This is a genomic window from Afifella sp. IM 167, from assembly GCF_020144925.1.
Lineage (GTDB): Bacteria > Pseudomonadota > Alphaproteobacteria > Rhizobiales > Afifellaceae > Afifella.
Genome location: NZ_NSLC01000006.1, coordinates 296,764 through 314,710, shown reverse-complemented (window position 1 = coordinate 314,710; position 17,947 = coordinate 296,764). Strand labels below are relative to the sequence as shown.

The 17,947-nt window shown below is 66.1% G+C and carries 14 protein-coding genes and 1 pseudogene; 6 read left to right on the top strand and 9 right to left on the bottom strand.

The genetic code is table 11. From position 1 onward, the window contains the following. The first annotated feature begins 206 nt into the window (after window positions 1–206). Entirely contained in the window at window positions 207–386 is a 180-nt protein-coding gene (locus tag CLD20_RS13270) for a hypothetical protein (RefSeq protein WP_224407128.1), read from the top strand. Window positions 387–506: 120 nt separating this feature from the next. Here the strand turns inward: CLD20_RS13270 and CLD20_RS13265 are convergent. The 4 genes and pseudogenes from CLD20_RS13265 to CLD20_RS13250 form a co-directional block, all read right to left on the bottom strand. Further along, a pseudogene (locus CLD20_RS13265) lies at window positions 507–3,680 on the bottom strand (efflux RND transporter permease subunit); the annotation flags it as partial. Continuing rightward, window positions 3,677–4,708, bottom strand: a complete 1,032-nt coding sequence (locus CLD20_RS13260; protein WP_224407126.1) for an efflux RND transporter periplasmic adaptor subunit — start codon at window positions 4,706–4,708, stop codon at window positions 3,677–3,679. The gene CLD20_RS13260 and the pseudogene CLD20_RS13265, both read right to left, overlap by 4 nt. A 71-nt stretch (window positions 4,709–4,779) precedes the next feature. Beyond that, window positions 4,780–4,983, bottom strand: a complete 204-nt coding sequence (locus tag CLD20_RS13255) for a DUF2892 domain-containing protein (protein ID WP_224407125.1) — start codon at window positions 4,981–4,983, stop codon at window positions 4,780–4,782. Between the two features lie 32 nt (window positions 4,984–5,015). Next, window positions 5,016–6,308: an NAD(P)/FAD-dependent oxidoreductase gene (locus CLD20_RS13250; RefSeq protein WP_224407124.1), complete on the bottom strand. Its 1,293-nt coding sequence runs from the start codon at window positions 6,306–6,308 to the stop codon at window positions 5,016–5,018. Between the two features lie 196 nt (window positions 6,309–6,504). Between CLD20_RS13250 and CLD20_RS13245 the strand changes: the two genes are divergently transcribed. Then, window positions 6,505–6,798 carry a helix-turn-helix transcriptional regulator gene (locus CLD20_RS13245; RefSeq protein ID WP_224407123.1) on the top strand — a complete coding sequence of 98 codons (294 nt, stop codon included), beginning with the start codon at window positions 6,505–6,507 and terminating at the stop codon, window positions 6,796–6,798. Between the two features lie 91 nt (window positions 6,799–6,889). Then, window positions 6,890–8,035 carry an MFS transporter gene (locus tag CLD20_RS13240; protein ID WP_224407122.1) on the top strand — a complete coding sequence of 382 codons (1,146 nt, stop codon included), beginning with the start codon at window positions 6,890–6,892 and terminating at the stop codon, window positions 8,033–8,035. A gap of 43 nt (window positions 8,036–8,078) precedes the next feature. Here CLD20_RS13240 and CLD20_RS13235 read toward each other — a convergent pair whose 3' ends face one another. From CLD20_RS13235 to CLD20_RS13215, 5 genes are all read right to left on the bottom strand, one after another. After that, window positions 8,079–8,750 carry an SDR family oxidoreductase gene (locus CLD20_RS13235; RefSeq protein WP_224407121.1) on the bottom strand — a complete coding sequence of 224 codons (672 nt, stop codon included), beginning with the start codon at window positions 8,748–8,750 and terminating at the stop codon, window positions 8,079–8,081. 111 nt (window positions 8,751–8,861) lie between these two features. After that, complete coding sequence (locus CLD20_RS13230) at window positions 8,862–9,866, bottom strand: 2-hydroxyacid dehydrogenase (RefSeq protein ID WP_224407120.1); 1,005 nt, start codon at window positions 9,864–9,866, stop codon at window positions 8,862–8,864. 14 nt (window positions 9,867–9,880) lie between these two features. Then, window positions 9,881–10,195, bottom strand: a complete 315-nt coding sequence (locus CLD20_RS13225; RefSeq protein WP_224407119.1) for a polyhydroxyalkanoic acid system family protein — start codon at window positions 10,193–10,195, stop codon at window positions 9,881–9,883. Between the two features lie 239 nt (window positions 10,196–10,434). After that, complete coding sequence (locus CLD20_RS13220) at window positions 10,435–10,824, bottom strand: response regulator (RefSeq protein WP_224407118.1); 390 nt, start codon at window positions 10,822–10,824, stop codon at window positions 10,435–10,437. A gap of 358 nt (window positions 10,825–11,182) precedes the next feature. Further along, window positions 11,183–12,217: a TRAP transporter substrate-binding protein gene (locus CLD20_RS13215; protein WP_224407117.1), complete on the bottom strand. Its 1,035-nt coding sequence runs from the start codon at window positions 12,215–12,217 to the stop codon at window positions 11,183–11,185. Between the two features lie 505 nt (window positions 12,218–12,722). On the opposite strand from CLD20_RS13215, the gene CLD20_RS13210 reads away from it, so the two are divergent. The 3 genes from CLD20_RS13210 to CLD20_RS13200 are packed head-to-tail and all read left to right on the top strand — an operon-like array spanning window position 12,723 to window position 17,941. Next, window positions 12,723–13,277 (top strand): PadR family transcriptional regulator, encoded by a 555-nt coding sequence (locus CLD20_RS13210; RefSeq protein WP_224407116.1) that lies wholly within the window; start codon window positions 12,723–12,725, stop codon window positions 13,275–13,277. 3 nt (window positions 13,278–13,280) lie between these two features. Then, window positions 13,281–14,399 (top strand): efflux RND transporter periplasmic adaptor subunit, encoded by a 1,119-nt coding sequence (locus CLD20_RS13205; RefSeq protein ID WP_224407115.1) that lies wholly within the window; start codon window positions 13,281–13,283, stop codon window positions 14,397–14,399. After that, a complete protein-coding gene (locus CLD20_RS13200; protein ID WP_224407114.1) occupies window positions 14,396–17,941 on the top strand; it encodes an efflux RND transporter permease subunit in 3,546 nt (1,181 codons plus the stop codon). The genes CLD20_RS13205 and CLD20_RS13200 overlap by 4 nt, the downstream gene beginning before the upstream one ends. Window positions 17,942–17,947 lie beyond the last annotated feature (6 nt).

Here is a 17,947-nt window from a genome sequence, read left to right as displayed (position 1 = left end):
GAAAGAATCGCGTTCCGTGCGATGGGTCCCGGCACAGGGGTGAGCTTCGCGCTTCCCACCAAGACGGCCCGCGTCTTAACCCTTCGTTCAACATCGGCTTCGGTTGCGCCGACACCTGCTGCAGGATGCTTGCACGGTCCCGGGGGCGAAATCGCGTGACGTCGCAGCCACCTTGCGGACCCTCCACGAATGTCGGGGAGGCGAGCATGGGCAACGAAGGACAGGAGCGGCAGGCGAGCGCCTCCGCCATCGAGAAAGAGCTGAGGGAACGCTTCCACTCAGCCGATGACGGGGAGCGGCTGGCGCTCGCATTCCAGATAGCACGTCTGCAGAACGAGGAAGGGCCGCCGGCAAAGCCGCCCGAGCCCTCCGGCAAGACGGAATAGCCGGAAAATCGCCCCGAGCCGGACATAGCGCAAAGGAGGGCGCCGCCCTCCCCTGCCTTTTTTCGTCTAAGCGGAGGTTTCTGCCCGCGTCCGCCCGCCCGTTCCCTTCAGCGCCACGTAGATCGCCGGGATGACGAGCACCGTCAGCGCCGTCGACGAGGCGAGGCCGAAGAGCAACGAGATCGCGAGGCCCTGGAAGATCGGATCGGCGAGGATCACCGCCGCGCCGATCATGGCTGCGAGCGCCGTCAGAAGGATCGGCTTGAAGCGGATGGCGCCGGCTTCCAGGAGAACCTCGACCAGCGGCCTTTGCGGATCCGCCGTCTGAGCGTGGCGGATGAAATCGGCCAGCAGGATCGAGTTGCGCACGATGATGCCGGCAAGCGCGATGAATCCGATCATCGACGTGGCCGTGAAGGGTGCGTGGAACAGCCAGTGGCCGAACATGATGCCGATGAAGGTGAGCGGGATCGGTGTCAGGATGACGAGCGGCAGTTTGAACGAGCCGAACTGCGCCACGACCAGGATGTAAATGCCGAGAATGGCGACGCCAAAGGCCGCGCCCATGTCCCGGAAGGTCACCCAGGTCACTTCCCATTCACCGTCCCACAGAAGCGTCGGCTGGCTCTCGTCATCGGGCTGGCCGTGCAGCCTGATTTCCGGCTTCGGCAGGTCGCCCCAATCGGTCTCGTCGATCTTCTGGGCGACAGCGAGCATGCCGTAGACGGGCGCCTCGTATTCGCCGGCGAGCTCGGCCTGGATCATCTCGGCGGCGCGGCCGTTGTGGCGGAAGATCGGATAGGAGGCCCGTTCGTTCGTGACCGTGACCACGTCGCCGAGCTCGACGACGTCGCGCGCCCCCGGCAGAGCGTTGGCGGGAACGGGCGTCGAAAGGGCGCGCTCGTCGATCACCTTCTCGCCCTTCGGCAGGGACATGACGATCGGGATCGGACGGCGCCCGCCGCCGCGGTGCGAATATCCGACGGTATTGCCCGAATAGAGGGCGCCGATCGTGTCGTAGACGTCGAACTGCTCGACCCGGTAGTACTCCAGATTGTCCTCGTTGAGCGCGATGCGGGTGCGCTCGGCCGGCGTGCCGTAGCTGTCGTCGACATCGACGATGAAGGGCACATCCTCGAAAATCTGCCGCACCTTCTCGGCGACGGCGCGGCGCGTCTCGCCGTCCGGGCCGTAGATCTCGGCAAGGAGCGTTGCCAGAACCGGCGGGCCGGGAGGCGGCTCCACCACCTTCAAGGCCGTGCCCTCCGGCACGTCGATGCCGGCAAGCGCATCGCGCATGACAAGCGCGACATCGTGGCTGGCGCGGTCGCGCTCGCCTTTCGGCGTGAGGCTCACCTCCACGTCGCCCTGCTCTGGGCTCGAGCGCAGATAGTAGTGGCGCACCAGGCCGTTGAAGTTGAACGGCGCGGCCGTGCCCGCATAGGTCTGGAAGGAGACGATCTCTGGAATATCCGCAAGGCGCTCCACCACCCGGTCGAGCGCCCGGTTCGTCGCTTCCACCGAGGAGCCCTCAGGAAGATCGACGACGACCTGCAGCTCAGTCTTGTTGTCGAACGGCAGGAGCTTCACCGTCACGTGCTTGGTATAAAAGAGCGACAGCGAGCCGAGCGTGGCGATGCCGACGAGGATCAGGAAGACCCAGGCGCGCGAGCGCGAGGCGAGAATGGGTTTCGCCACGAATACGTAGAAGCGGCCGAGCGCGCCGATCTCGTGATGGCCGCCGCCGGCCGCGGCGCCGGTATCCTTGCGGCCGAGCTTTACCATCAGCCAGGGCGTCAGCATCACCGCGACGAAGAAGGAAAACACCATCGCGCCGGAAGCGTTCGCCGGGATCGGGCTCATGTAAGGGCCCATCATGCCGGAGACGAACAGCATCGGCAGCAGCGCCGCGACGACGGTGAGCGTTGCCACGATGGTCGGATTGCCGACCTCCGCGACCGCCTCGATGGCAGCCTGTTTGCGCGAGCGGCCGTCCTTCATCGCCCAATGGCGGGCGATGTTCTCGATGACGACGATGGCGTCGTCGACGAGAATGCCGATGGAAAAGATCAGCGCGAAGAGGCTGACGCGGTTGAGCGTGTAGCCCATCAGCCGCGAGGCGAAGAGGGTCAGCAGGATCGTCGTCGGGATGACGACGGCGACCACCATCGCCTCGCGCCAGCCGATGGCGATGGCGACGAGGATGACGATGGAGATGGTCGCAAGGCCGAGATGGAAAAGAAGCTCGTTGGCCTTCTCGTTGGCCGTCTCGCCGTAATTGCGGGTGATCTTCATCGCCACGTCTTCGGGGAAGATCTGGCCGCGCACCTGCTCCAGCCGCTGGACGATCTCGTCGGCGATGACAACGGCGTTGGTGCCCGGCCGCTTGGCGATGGCGAGCGAGACGGCAGGCACGGATTTGAGCCCGTCTTCGGTCTTGGCGATGCTGGCGACCCGCGTCTCGTTCGGATCGGTGGCGAGCGAGATATCGGCGACGTCGCGCACATAAACGGGGCGGCCGTCGCGCGCCGTCAGCAGGAGGTTGCCGATCTCCGGCAGCGTCTGCAGCGTCTGGCCGCCGACGAGGACGCGGCTGCCGCCATCGGCGCGGACCATGCCGGCCTCGAAGGAGCGGTTGGCGCCCTCGAGCTTGGCCGAGAGCTGCTGCAGCGTGACGCCGTAGAGCGAGAGACGCTCCGGATCCGGCGCCACGCGGATCTCCTCGGGCTGCTGACCGACGATGTAGGTGAGGCCGATGTCGGGAAGCTTGGAAATCTCCACCTGCAATTCGCGCGCAAGGCGGGTGAGCCCGTTCTCGGACCAGCGGCCGGCCGCCTCGGGCTCCGGCGAAAGGGTGACGACGACGATGGCGACGTCGTCGATGCCGCGCCCGACGATGAGCGGCTCGGGAATGCCGACCGGGATCCGGTCCATGTTGGCGCGGATCTTTTCATGCACGCGCAGGATGGCCGCGTCCGACGATGTGCCCACCTCAAAGCGGGCCGTGACCATCGTGCCGTCGTCCTGCGTCTGCGAATAGACGTGCTCGACCCCGTCGATGCTCTTGACGATGGTCTCCAGCGGCTCGGTGACGAGCTTGACGGCATCTTCCGCCTTCAGCCCGTCGGCACGCACATGGATGTCGACCATCGGCACGGAGATCTGCGGCTCCTCTTCGCGCGGCAGCGTGACGAGGGCGACAAGGCCGAGCGCAAAGGAAGCCAGAAGGAGAAGCGGCGTCAGCGGAGAGGAAATGAAGCTCTTCGTCAGGCCGCCGGCAATGCCGAGCTTCATGGCACGAGCACCCTGTCTCCGGCGCGCAGACCGCTGAGGACCTCGACGCGCGTCTCGCCCGCCTCGCCCTCGAATCTCTCGCCGAGGATGACGGCGACCTCGATCGGACCGTCCCCGGTCTCAATACGCACATAATCGATGCCGTGGCGGGTGATGATTGCGGCGGGCGGCACGGCGAGAACCTCGCGCCGGCCGACCGGGATCCAGACGAGCGTGCGCTCGCCGACGAAATAATCGCCAAGGTCGGAAAGTTCGACATCGGCCTCCACCTTGCCGGCGGTGATCTCCGGATAGACCTTGACGAGGCGGCCGGTGGCGAGGTTGTCGCCCTCCTTCGCCTTGCCGGCCGCCAGAAGGCGCCGTCCGACCTTCACCGTGTCGCCCTCGACGATCTCGGCGGCGTGGCGCTCCGGCAGGGAAAGCCGGAGAAAGTAGCCGCCACCGGCGATCTTCGCGATCTCCTCGCCGGCGAGGATGACGGAGCCGCGTGTCACCGGCACGTCGAGGACGCGCCCAGAAGCGGGGGCGAGCACATCGCCCTCGCGCGAGCGCTGGTCGATCACCGAGCGATCGGCCTCGGCCGCGACGAGCTGGTTGGTCAGCACCTCGACCTCAGTCTGGGCCTGGTCCAGGCGGGCCTGGGTTCCCGTGCCGCGCGTGCGCAGCTGCTGAGCGCGTTCGAGCTCCGTGCGGGCATTGGCAAGCTGGGAATCGAGCGCCTTCACCTTCGCCTCGGCGGCATCGCGCTCGATGGCGAGCTTGTCGTCGACGATGACGGCGATCTTCTCGCCTTCCTCCACCTGGCTGCCCTCGTCGACGGAAATCTCCTGGATGGTGCCACCGATGCGGGCGCGCGCGGAAACGGCGTCGCGGCTTTCGACCTGGCCGAAGACGGCCTTCGTCTCCTGCACGATCTGCGGCTCGACGGTGAATTCGGCCGCGTTCGCGCCCGCGATCGGCGGTGCGGCAAGGGCAAGGCCAAGGAAAAGGACGGCGCAGCCGACACCGCGCCTTGAGGAAAGAAACATCATACGCTCATGGAAATGGACGCCGCCGGCCCCCGGGCAGATCTCGGGGGAAAGGGGCCGGCGGCCTGGCTTTACGAGAAGGCGACGCCCGGCTTCACGCCCATCTTCTTGAAGAGGAGGGCGGCGGGGCAGAAGCCGGTGACGGAAGCCTGCAAGAGGTTGAGGCCGACAAAGGCCGTCAACAGATACCAGTAGGGCGAGAAGGCGTAGCCGAGATAGAGCGACACCAGGATCACGAAGCCGGCAAAGGCCAGCACGGCACGGTCGACAGTCATATTCACTCTCCTTTGTTTTCCACAGCGCCGAACTACTCGGCGGCCTCCATGTGGATCTCTTTAAGTTTCTTGATGCCGAGCATGTCGAGAACGAGGTTCTCGTAGAAGGTCGCACTCTGGCCCTGCCGGATCTTGCGCAGGAAGTAGCGCTCGAAACCGATCTTGGCGGCATGCACCCAGCGCCCGGAGGACGACCAGTTGACGTTGCGCGGCGGGATTTGCGGCTGCGCGATGAAGGCGATGCCCTCGTCGCCGAAATCGGCGAGGCAGACCGCATTCCAGGTGGCGACGGCGCGCGGCGCCTCGCCCTTGATGAGCGCGGCGACGTTCTCGGCCGTCGCGGTCACCATGGATTCGATCATGAAGCCCGTCTTCGGCACCCCGACAGGGATCGGCGTCTTGCCGACGGGCGGGATGGCGACGCAGACCCCGACGCCGAAAACATTCGGATAGGCCGGATTCTGCTGGTGCTTGTCGATGTTGATGAAGCCGCGCGGATTCGTCAGCCCTTCGATGCCGTGGACGGCGGGCACGCCGCGAAACGCCGGCAACAGCATGGAGAAGGCGTAGGGCAGCTCGTGCTGCATCTTCACCGTGCCGTCCTCGTTCACCTCGTCGAGGAACATGGTGTCCGCCTCGATGCGGGTGACGCGGGCGTTGGTGATCCACTTGATGTGGTGCTCGCGCATGGCGCTCTCGAGGAGACCCTTGGTGTCGCCGACGCCGTCGAGGCCGAGATGGCCGATATAGGGCTCGGGCGTGACGAAGGTCATCGGAACCTGGTCGCGCTTCTTCGCCTTGCGCAGAGCCGTGTCGAGGATGAAGGCGAACTCGTAAGCGGGCCCGAAGCAGGAGGCTCCCGGCGCGGCGCCGACGATGACGGGGCCGGGCGCGGCGACCAGACGGTCGAAGGCGTCCTTTGCCTGCACCGCATGGTCGATCATGCAGATCGACTGGGTGTTGGCTTCCGGCCCGAGGCCCGGCACTTCCTCGAAGGCGAGATCGGGGCCGGTCGCGATGATCAGATAGTCGTAGTCGAGAAAGGTGCCGTCGTTGAGCTCGACCCGGTTCTCCTGCGGGTGGACGCGCTTGGCACCTTCGGAACGGAACTTGATGCCCTTCCTGGCAAAGACAGGCTCCAGTTCCACCTCGATATCAGCGGGCTTGCGCCAGCCGACGGCGACCCAGGGATTTGACGGCACGAAGGAATAGGACGTGCCGAGATGGACGACGGTCAGTTCGTCGTCGCGGCCCAGCTTGTCCTTCATCTCATATGCCATGACGATGCCTCCAAGCCCGGCACCGATCGAAACCACCTTCACCATCGCACCCTCCTCCCAGGTCAATCGTGTTGTCCTTCGTGTTCGCAAACCGGCTGCCGGCTGTTTCGCCCAGCGCATCGAAGCGCCTCGTTCGACCGGTCGATGCCCTGAATGCGGCGATTGTCTCGCCGGCTTACCGACATCGATCTTGCATTTAACATTCAAACATTCTAATTTCAAGATCATGAATGTAGAAGAGATGATACCGGCCTCGGAAGCCGCGGCCGACCTGATGCGCAGCCTCTCGCATCCGCAGCGGCTGCTGGTTCTTTGTGCCCTCGGCAGATCGGAGAAATCGGTGAGCGAGCTGAGGCGCGAGCTTGGCGGCATTGATCAGGTGCCGATGTCGCAGCACCTGATGCGCCTGCGCGCGGACGGGCTGGTCAATTCACGCCGCGAGGGCACCACCGTCTTCTACAAGATCACGCGGCCGGAGGTTCTGCTCGTCATCGAGACGCTGCACAACGCCTATTGCGCGCCCGCCTGCGGGTAGTTCTTCAGGCCCGCCAGGGCCCGATTGACCGGCAAGCGGGCCACCGCTAGGACCTCCCGCAAGGCACGCCCGCCGTTCCAACCATGTCCAGATGACGCCATCGCCAGAGAAGGGCGACACGCCGGGCAGCCGCCTCGCCACGCGCCTTTCCTTCTTCATCTCCGGCTTCGGCACGGCCGCCTGGGCGCCGCTCGTTCCCTATGTGAAGGCGCGGCTTTCGGCCGACGAGGCGGAGCTTGGCCTTCTCCTCCTCTGCCTCGGCGTCGGCTCGATCGTCGCCATGCCGATCGCCGGCGCTCTCGCCGGACGGATCGGCAGCCGCAAGACAGTCGCGGCGGGCGCCTTCGGCATCGCCGCCGCCCTGCCGCTTCTGGCGCTCTCGCCTTCCACGGCGCCGATCGCGGTGCTGCTCTTTCTCTTCGGCGCCTCGATCGGGGCGATCAACATCGGCGCCAACGTGCATGCGCTGAAAGTGCAGGAGGCGGCGGGCCGGCCGCTGATGTCGAACTTCCACGGCCTCTACAGCGTCGGCGGGCTCGCGGGTTCGGCCGGCATGTCGGGGGCCCTCTCCGGCGGCCTCGATCCCTTTGCCTCCGCGATCCTCGCTTCGGCGGTCGTGATCCTCTCCATATGGATCGCGGCGCCGCGCTTCCTGCGCACGCGCACGGCACCCGAGGGGCCGGCCTTCGTGCGCCCGGAAGGCCCGGTCCTCCTCATCGGCACGCTCGCCTTCATCATGTTCCTGGTGGAAGGGGCCATGCTCGACTGGGGCGCGGTCTATCTCAACGAGATCGACGGCGTCGCCGCCTCCCGCGCCGGTTTCGGCTATGCCCTCTTCGCCGCGGCGATGACCATCGGCCGCTTCACGGGCGACGCCGTCGCCTTCCGGCTGGGCGACCGCGCCATGCTCATCGGCGGGGCGCTGCTGGCCACCGCCGGTCTCGGCGTCATCGTCTCGGCCTCCCCGCCCGTCTCGCTCGCCGGCTTCCTCCTCGTCGGCCTCGGCGCCTCCAACATCGTGCCGCTCCTCTTCAGCCGGGCCGGAAGGCAGAAGGCCATGCCTCCCGGCCTCGCCATCGCGGCGGTAAGCTCGTTCGGCTATGCGGGCGTGCTCCTAGGCCCGGCCTTCGTCGGCTTCCTCGGCAAGGTCCTCGGCCTGCCCGCCGCCTTCCTCATCCTCGCGGCGATGGCGCTGGTGGTGGCGGCTTCAGCCCGCCGGGTCACCCGGGGCGGCTGAGGCCTGCCCCGGCCCGGTGCCTGCGCCCGGTCCGACCCGTTCTCTAGCGAACCGGCGTGACGAGAAGCTCGCCAACATTGACATGCTCGGGCTGGGAGACGGCGTACATGACGGCGTTCGCCACGTCCTCGGCCTTCAGCGCGTCGGGCTTGGCCTCATCGAAGAAGGGCGTATCGACCATGCCGGGCTCGATCAGCGTGACGCGCGCGCCCGTGCCGGAGAGTTCTTCCAACAGGTTCTGGCCGTAGCCGGTCACGGCCCATTTCGTTGCCCCGTAGACGGAGCCGGACATGGTGATGCGCCCCGCGCGCGAGCCGGTGATGAGGATGTGGCCGCGGTTCTTCTTGATCTCGTCGAGGACGGCGCGCGCCGTATAGACGACGCCGAGCACGTTGGTGAGCACCATCTCGCGCCAGTTTTCCGGGTCGCCGCCGGCCGTGCCCTTGCCCTTGGCGCCGACACCGGCATTGGCGAAGGCGACGTCGATCCGCCCGAAGGCCTCTAGCGTCTTTGCCACCATCTTCTGCTGGTCCTCGAAACTCGATACGTCGCAGGAGATGGCAATCGCCCTCTCCTTGCCGAGCTCCTTCAGGAGCGCCTCGAGCTTGTCGGGCGAGCGTGCCGCGAGCGCCACGTTGTAGCCGGCCTCGACCGCCGCGCGCGCCGTCGCCGCGCCGATACCGGTCGAGGCGCCGGTGATGAGAAAGGTCTTCATGGGAAGGCTCCGGAACTGTTTTCGGGTGGGAATGCCCGGAACCTAAGGCGCTGCTGAAAAGAGGCCATGGGCGAGAGGCCCGCCTCCCAAAAGTCCGGCCCGGCTTACCCCTCAGGCAATGCGCTCGATCGACACCTCGTGTTCCGGCCGGCCAGAGGTCTGAAATCCCGTCAGATTGGCGATGGTCGTCTCGGCGATCGCGGAGAGCGCCTCCGCGGTGAAGAAGGCCTGGTGGCCGGTGATCAGCACGTTGGGGAAGGTCAGGAGGCGGGCGAAGACGTCGTCGCGCAGCATCTGGTTCGACAGATCCTCGAAGAAGAGATCGGCTTCCTCCTCATAGACGTCGAGGCCGAGCGAGCCGATCTGGCCACTTTTGAGCCCGCGGACGAGCGCCTTGGCATCGACCAGCGCGCCGCGGCCGGTATTGACCAGCATGGCGCCGGGTTTCATCGCGGCGATGCGCGCATCGTCGACGAGATGACGCGTGTCCGGCGTCAGCGGACAATGCAGGGTGACGATGTCGCTCTGTGCGAAGAGCTCATCGAGCGGCACGTAGCGAGCGCCCAGCGCCTTGCAGTCCGGATCGGGCTTCAGGTCGTGGGCGAGGATATTCATGCCGAAGCCCGCGAGGATCCTCACGACGACCCGGCCGATGGCGCCGGTGCCGACAACCCCCGCCGTCTTGCCGTTGAGGTCGAAGCCCAACAGCCCCTCCAGCGCAAAGTTGCCCTCGCGAACCCGATTGTAGGCCCGGTAGAGTTTTCGGTTGAGTGCCAGGATCAGCCCGGCGGTGTATTCGGCGACGGCATGGGGCGAATAGGCCGGCACGCGCGCCACCTTGATGGCGAGATCATGCGCGGCGGCGAGATCGACATTGTTGAAACCTGCGCAGCGCAGCGCCACGAAGAGCACGCCCTGCCGCTTCAATTCGGCGAGCGTCTCGGCGTCGGCGATGTCGTTGACGAAGATGCAGACGGCCTCCGCCCCTCTCGCCAGCGGCGCCGTCTCCGGCGACAGGTGCGGCTCGAAGAAAAGGAGTTCGTGTCCCGAACCCTCTGCCGCGCGCTGAAGGAAGTTTCGATCGTAACCCTTGGTGCTGAAGACGGCGACTTTCATGCCGGGCGGCCCGCCTACTTCTTCTCCAGAAGCAGCGTGCCGGCCTTTTGCAGCCTGCCCTGCAGCTTCTCGGCGATGGCGCCCAGAAACCAGGGCAGATCCACCTCCACGCGCACGACGTCGTCGAAGACGTCGAGGCGGCCGGCGATCGACTGCCCCATCACCGAGGCGTCGAAATTCAGCCGGTCATCCTGCCAATTCTCGTTGAAGTGCACGACGCGGCCGCCGGCGATCTCCTCGCGCATGCGCCCGAAGCCGCCCTGCAGGCGGCGCTTGGCCTCCTCCCGCCCGAGCTTGTGCGGGATATGAACGGTGACAGGCGTGGACATCTTCTCTCTCCCCGGCGTGAAAGCCGCATTTGGTGCCTTTCGGCTCGGCCTGCAAGCGAAGGCAGCGGGAGGAAGTCCTCCAGGACAGGAAAGAAGATCTCGGTGATGGCGCCAGGATCGCAGAGAGGCGAGCAGGTGTCGCACTCGCCCTCTGCGGGCCCGACCGAATGCTCTTGGCCGGGTACAAGCGAAAACGGCCCCCGAGGGAGCCGCGCCGCGTAGCGATCAATCAGAGGATTCTAGCGGGAGGCAAAGGCGCCGCCACGGGCCGCCGTCAGGCTCGCCACCATGGAAAGGAGATCCGTCTCGCCGAAGGGCTTGGCAAGGTGCTCGGCATCGCCGAAGTCGCTGCGCAGTTCATCCATCTCGTCGCCGGTGCACACGCAGAACGGGATCGCCCGCTCCGAAAGTCGGCGCGCGACAGGGCCGCTGGAAAGGTGGCGGATATGCGCATCGAGGATGGCGAGGTCGATCGCTGCCGTATCAGCAAGCTGCATCGCCGCCTCGAGCGAGCCGACAGGTCCGACCACCTCGTGGCCGGCATCCTCCAGAAGGAGCTTGATTTCGCCTGCGATCATTGCCTCGTCGTCGAGGACGAGAATGCGCAGCCTTTGACCGTTTGCCTCCATGCCCAGCATCCCTGGGCCCCCCTTTGTCCCGCAGGCCACCGCCGCCTTTCTGGCGTTTTCCGGGCCGAGCCTTGATCTGCAACTTTAGCGGAAGAAACGTGCCATTGACAGCTGATTCGCACCAGATGCCGGAGCGGTAAAAGTTACGTAAAGCTTAACGTTGCAGTTCTAATCACGCCGATGTGATCCAGTTACCTGGCGCGACCAAGGTCTCCATACAACTTATAGGCGATATCACGACCCGCGAGCGGCCGCCCGAGAAGAGGGCTTGTTCGAACGAGCGGCCAGACTGGGCCGCCCGCCAAGCAGGGTTCACCGCGTGAAAGGCCGGGGGAGAGCTCCCGGCCCGACCGCCGTGCTAGTTCTTGCTGTCGCCGGCATATTTGGCGACGAGCGCCTTGGCATCCTCGGCAAGGGCTGCGCCGTCGACGCCCTTTTCCTTCATCTCGGCGATCCAGGCCTTCTCGACCCCCGCGGCCTTCTCCTTCCAGCGGGCGGTCTCGGCCTCGTCCAGAACGATGATCTCGTTGCCCTGCGCCTCGGCAGCCTTCTCGCCCGGAATGTCGCCCTCATCCATGACGCGGCCCGCCCAGGCGGAGGTCTCGATGCCGGAATTGTCGTCGATCACCTTCTTCAGGTTATCGGGCAGCGAATCGTACTTCGCCTTGTTCATGGCGAAGACAAAGGCGGAGGTGTAGAGGCCGCGATCGCCGGAGAAGGTGGTGTGCGTGTCGACGAGCTCGGCGACCTTCAGCGGCGTCGTCACCTCCCAGGGGATGACCGTGCCGTCGATGACGCCCTTCGACAGGGCCTCCGGCACCGCCGGGACCGGCATGCCGACCGGCACGGCACCCAGCGCCTCCAGCAGCTTGTTCACGATCCGCGTCGGCCCGCGCATCTTCTTGCCCTGCATGTCCTCCAGCTTGCGCACGCCGTCTCCCTTGACGTGGAGGAGGCCGGGGCTGTGCACATGCACGGCGATGATCTTGAAGTCCTTGTACTCGTCCTGGAGGTGCTTGTCGTAAAACTCGGCGAAGGCCTTGGAGGTCGCCTCGCCATTCGCGGGCAGGAAAGGAAGCTCGAAGGCCTCGGTCTTCGGGAAACGGCCGGGCGTGTAGCCCGGAAGCGTCCAGACGATGTCCACGACGCCGTCGCGCGCCTGGTCGATCAGCGCCGGCGGCTTGCCGCCGAGCTGCATGGACGGATAGAGTTCGAACTTGATCCGCCCGCCCGATTCCTTCGTCACCTTGTCGGCCCAGGGCTTGATGAAGTTCGCCGGGACCTCCGCCTGCGCCGGCAGGAACTGGTGGATCTTCAGGGTCACGTCCTGCGCCGAAGCGGCAGCGGACATACAGGCGGCGAGGGCCGCGCCGAGCACCAGTGCTCGCAGCATGTTTCTTCCTCCCATATCTTCTTCCCGGGCCTTGGTCGCCGGGCCGCGCTCGCGGGAACGGCAGGGGAGCCCATCTTCGGAGCGACCGCAACCCAATTCCGGCCGGCAGGCGCCCCCGCAGGCGCTGCCCAGCCAGCGCCGTGCTATCGCCGCACTCTGGACAAACTGAGTAAAAACGCCGCAGAGGCGTTTTCGTCCCCTTCAGCGCATCGCCAGTCGCGTATTGCGCGTTGCTCGTTGCGTTGGCAATCAGGGCACGACGAAATCAAGGCGGCGTCGGTCATGCGCCCGGCGCCCCTTCTTGCGTCTTCTGCTCAGTTCCTTGCCGCCGGTGGTCCCCTCCGGCGGCTTTTTTCTGTTTCCTCCACGCATCCCTACCCGGCCCCCGGCCGACAATTTTCCCCGCGCCGTCTTGAAGATGGCGATCGGCTTGATATATAGCGGTCCGCCATATATCGCCTGTGAATATACTCGCCCGCCAGATCCGGCGCGCTCGGGGTACGTCATGAACGTCACGACCTTATGCCTTGCCATCCTCTTCCAGGAGGAAGCGACGGGGTACGAAATCAAGAAGATGTCGACGGACGGCAAATACAGCTATTTCGTCGATGCGAGCTTCGGCTCGATCTACCCCGCGCTGGCGCGGCTCGAACGCGATGGATTCGTCACCTGCCGCGAGGAGAGCCAACCCGGCAAGCCGGCCCGAAAAATCTATTCCATCACCGAGGCGGGCCGGGCCCGCTTTGCCGCGAACCTCCTCGAAGAGCCGGAGCCGGACATCTTCAGATCCGCCTTCCTCCTCGTCACCATGTATGCCCCGATGCTGCCCAGGCACGTCGTGAGCCGCGCCATCGACATCCGCGTGAACCAGCTTACCCAGGAGATCGAGAAGCTGACGCAGCTCGCCGCCGAGGAGCAGACGCCCGGCGCCCACTGGGCCATCGATTACGGCCTGTGCTGCTTCCGCCAATCGATCGAATACCTCAACGACAACCGCGAACGGCTGGAGGCGATCGCCGGAACGGCGAACGACAGCCCGCTGCCCGCGGCTGCGGAGTAGACGATGCGCATCCGCTTTTCCTACATCCTCGCCACGGCGCTGGCCGCCGGCGTCTCCTACTACATGCTGACCGGCAGGATCATCATCGGCGGCGAGCCGGAGACGGCGCCCCAGCCGATCGCCGAGGCCGAGCGCGCCGACGAGGCGCCTCCGAAAGTGCAGGTGGAGCCGCATGAGGCGGTGATGCGCGTCGCCAGCCTGGCGATCCGCGGCCGCACCGAGGCGGAAAACCTCGTCGAGGTGAAGGCCCAGACGGGGGGCATCGTGGAAAAGCGGCCCGTGCACAAGGGCCAGGAGGTCGAACCCGACGCGCTTCTGTGCGTCATCGAGCGAGGCGCCCGCGAGGCGCAGCTCGCCCAGGCGAAGGCGAAGCTGGCGCAGGCGAAGGTCGACATCGCGGCGCAGGAGGCGCTGGCCAGCAAGGGTTATGCGGCGAAGAACCAGATCCCGGCCATGCAGGCGGCGGTCAACGCCGCCGAGGCCTCCGTGGCCGAAGCGGAGCTCGAACTGAAGCGCACGGAGGTGCGGGCGCCGATCGGCGGCACCCTGCAGGACCCGATCGCCAATGTCGGCGACGTGGTGGCGCTCGGCGGTACCTGCGCGACCATCATCGACGCCGATCCGATGAAGATGATCGGCCAGGTGTCCGAGCAGGAGATCGCCGCCGTCCACAAGGGCCAGAAGGCAAACGTGACGCTGATCACCGGCGAAAGCGCGGAAGGCACCGTCACCTACATCGCCACCTCGGCGGATGCGCAGACGCGCACCTTCCGCGTGGAGATCTCGGTGCCGAACCCGCAGGGCACGATCCGTGACGGTCTGACCGCCGTGGCGCAGATCCCGCTCGGGGGAAAGAAGGCGCAGCTCGTTTCCTCCTCGTATCTCACGCTAAGCGACGAGGGCGAGGTCGGCGTGCGCACCGTCGAGGACGGAATCGTGCATTTCCGCCCGGTCGAGATCGTCGGCGACGCGCCGAACGGACTGTGGGTGAGCGGCCTTGCCGACGAGGTCGACATCATCACCGTCGGCCAGGAATTCGTCACCGAGGGTGGAAAGGTCGACGCCATGGCGGCGCAGGGCGCACCGATGCGTCCCCGCCAGACTGCCGAGATCCGCCCGTGATCCACGCTCTGGAAGCCATTCTGCGCCATCCGAGGTCCGTGCTGACGGTGATGATCGTCGCGCTGGTGGCGGGCGTCATCTCCTATCAGTCGGTGCCGAAAGAGGCCAATCCCGACATCGACATCCCGATCTTCTACGTCTCCGTCACCCAGCAGGGTGTGGCGCCGGAGGATGCCGAGCGCCTGCTTGTGCGGCCTCTGGAGAAGAACCTTCGCGGTCTCGACGGGCTGAAGGAGATCACCGCCATCGCCTCCGAAGGCCATGCCGGTGTGATCGTCGAATTCAACATCGACTTCAACAAGGACGAGGCGCTCAACGACATCCGCGACAAGGTCGACCAAGCGCAGGCCGAAATGCCGGACGACGCGGACGAGCCGGTGATCGTGGAGACCAACTTCTCCCTCGTGCCGACGATCACGGTGGCGATCGCCGGGGACGTGCCGGAGCGCACCCTCTACAAGCTCGCCAAGGACCTGCAGGACGAAATCGAGGCCGTGCCGACGGTGCTGGAGGCGAACCTGCGCGGCAACCGCGAGGAAGTGCTGGAAGTCGTCATCGACATGTCCAGGCTCGAATCCTACAACATCACGCAGGACGAGCTGTTCAATGCGCTGAATTCCAACAACCAGCTCATTCCCGCCGGCTTCCTCGACAACGGCAGCGGGCGCTTCAACGTCAAGGTCCCCGGCCTGCTGGAGACCGCCAGCGACGTCTATTCCCTGCCGATCAAGCAGAACGACGAGGGCGTCGTCACGCTCGGCGACGTCGCCGAGATCAAGCGCACCTTCAAGGACCCGACCAACTACACGCGCGTCAACGGCCAGCCGGCGATCGCGCTCGACGTGGTCAAGCGCCTCGGCACCAACGTCATCGACAGCAACGAGGCGGTGCGCGCCACGGTGGCCGCGGCGACGCGCGACTGGCCGAAGAACGTCGAGATCCATTATCTGCTCGACCAGTCGAGCTTCATCCGCGACGTGCTCGGCTCGCTGCAATCCTCGATCCTGACGGCGATCCTTCTCGTCATGGTGGTGGTGCTGGCGACGCTTGGCCTGCGCTCGGCGCTGCTCGTCGGTCTCGCCATCCCGACCTCCTTCATGCTCGGCTTCCTGATCATGGGCCTCGCCGGCATGACGGTGAACATGATGGTCATGTTCGGGCTGGTTCTCACGGTCGGCATGGTGGTCGACGGCGCCATCATCATCGTGGAGTACGCTGACCGGAAGATCGAAGAGGGGATGGAAAAGCACGAGGCCTATATCCGGGCCGCGCGGCTGATGTTCTGGCCGATCGCATCTTCCACCGCGACGACGCTCGCCGCCTTCCTGCCGATGCTCCTGTGGCCCGGCGTGACCGGCGAGTTCATGGGCTACCTGCCGATCACCGTCATCGTGGTACTGGCCGGCTCCTTCCTGACGGCGATGATCTTCCTGCCGGTGCTGGGAGGGCTCACGGCCGTCATCGCGGCCTGGGCCTCCGAGCATGCCGCCATGCTCATCGCTGCTGCGGCCGCCGTCTTCGTGCTGGTCTCGACGACGATGTCGCTCTCCCCACCGCTCGCCGGCTTGATGATGGCGATGCCGGGATGGATGGCGACGGCGGCCGCCTTCGGCGCGGGCCTCGTCCTCGCCGGGCTCGTCTTCACCGTCTCGCTCTGGCTCGCCCGGCGCCTCGTCAGCTACAGGCGCGAGCACAGCCATCCGTCGACGGCGATGCATCTCGCCCATGAGTCCGATTTCGACATCCAGAAGGTGCCGGGCTTCACCGGCGCCTATATCCGTTTCCTTTCCGGCCTGACGAGCTCGCTCGTCGGCAATATCGCCGTCATCGCCGTCCTCGGCGTGCTCATCGTCTCCATCTTCCTCGGCTTTTCGGAGCGCAACAGCGGCGTTCAGTTCTTCGTCGACGAGGAGCCGGACATCACCACCGTCCTCATTTCCGCCCGCGGCAACCTTTCGGCCCGGGAGGCGCTCGCCCTGGTGGAGCAGGTGGAAGGACAGGTGCTGGAGATACCGGGCGTGGAAAACGTCGTCACCAACGCCTATCCCAACGGCGGCGGGGCAACCGGCCAGGTTCTCGGCGGCACGCAGGACAAGCCGGCGGATCTCATCGGCGAGATCAACCTGGAGCTTCTCGACTTTTCGGAGCGGCGGCCCTGGCGCGAGATCGAGGCGGAACTGCGCCGGCGCACGGCCGACATTCCCGGCATCCGGGTGGAGCCGCGTCTGATCGAGGGCGGGCCGCCGACGGGCAAGGACATCAATCTGGAGCTCACCTCCCCGAACTACGACCAGCTGCTGGCGACCACGCGCCAGGTCCGCAAGGGCTTCGACGCCATGCCGGGGCTCCTCGACATCGAGGATTCCACCCCCCTGCCCGGCATCGAATGGGAGCTGACGATCAACCGCGAGGAGGCCGGCCGCTTCAACGCCGCCATCGCCTCGGTCGGCTCGATGATCCAGCTCGTCACCAACGGCGTGCTCATCGGCACCTACCGTCCCGACGATTCCGACGACGAGGTCGATATCCGCGCCCGCCTGCCGGCCGATCAGCGCTCGCTCGCCCGGCTCGACGAATTGCGGCTGCGCACCGCGAACGGCCAGGTGCCAATCGCCAACTTCGTGACGCGCGAGGCAAAGCCGAAGGTCTCCTCGATCACCCGCAAGGATGGACTTTACGCGATGAGCGTGAAGGCCGGCGTCGACAAGAGCGGGGGCACGACAGTCGACGAGAAGGTCGGCGAGGTGCAGGCTTGGCTCGATAGCCGGGAGTGGCCGCAGGACACGCATTTCCGCTTCCGCGGCGCCGACGAGGATCAGGCCGAGGCGGAGGCCTTTCTCGGCAAGGCTTTCGGGGCCTCGCTGTTCATCATGGCGCTGATCCTGATCACGCAGTTCAACTCCTTCTGGCAGACCGGCGTGACGCTGCTCACCATCGTGCTCGCCGCCGCCGGCGCGCTGATCGGCATGATCGTCACCGGCCAGAAGTTCTCCATCATCATGACGGGAACGGGCGTCGTCGCGCTCGCCGGCATCGTCGTCAACAACGCCATCGTCCTGATCGACACCTACAACCGCATGCGCGACGACGGGCTGGACGCGCAGGAGGCCGTACTGAAAACCGCCGCCCAGCGGCTGAGGCCGATCCTGCTCACCACCATCACCACCATCGCCGGCCTCGTCCCGATGGCGACGCAGGTCAATTTCGACTTCTTCAACCGCGTCGTCACCATCGGCTCGATCAATGCCATCTGGTGGGTGCAGCTCTCGACCGCGGTGATCTCGGGCCTGGCATTTTCCACGCTGCTGACGCTCGTGCTGGTGCCCGTGCTCCTGTCGCTGCCGGAAAACCTCAAGGCGCTGTTTTCACGCCGCCGGCCAGCGCAAGAGAGCCCCGAGACGGAAGAGGAACCGGAGCTGCCGCTGCCGGCAGCGCCCAATGCGGATTCGGTGAAAGAGCGCGGCGAAAGAGAGAGCGGCGGGCGAGAGCGAGAGCGCCGTGGCCCGCAAGGGCCGATGCCGCTGCCGGACGCGGCCGAATAAAAGGCC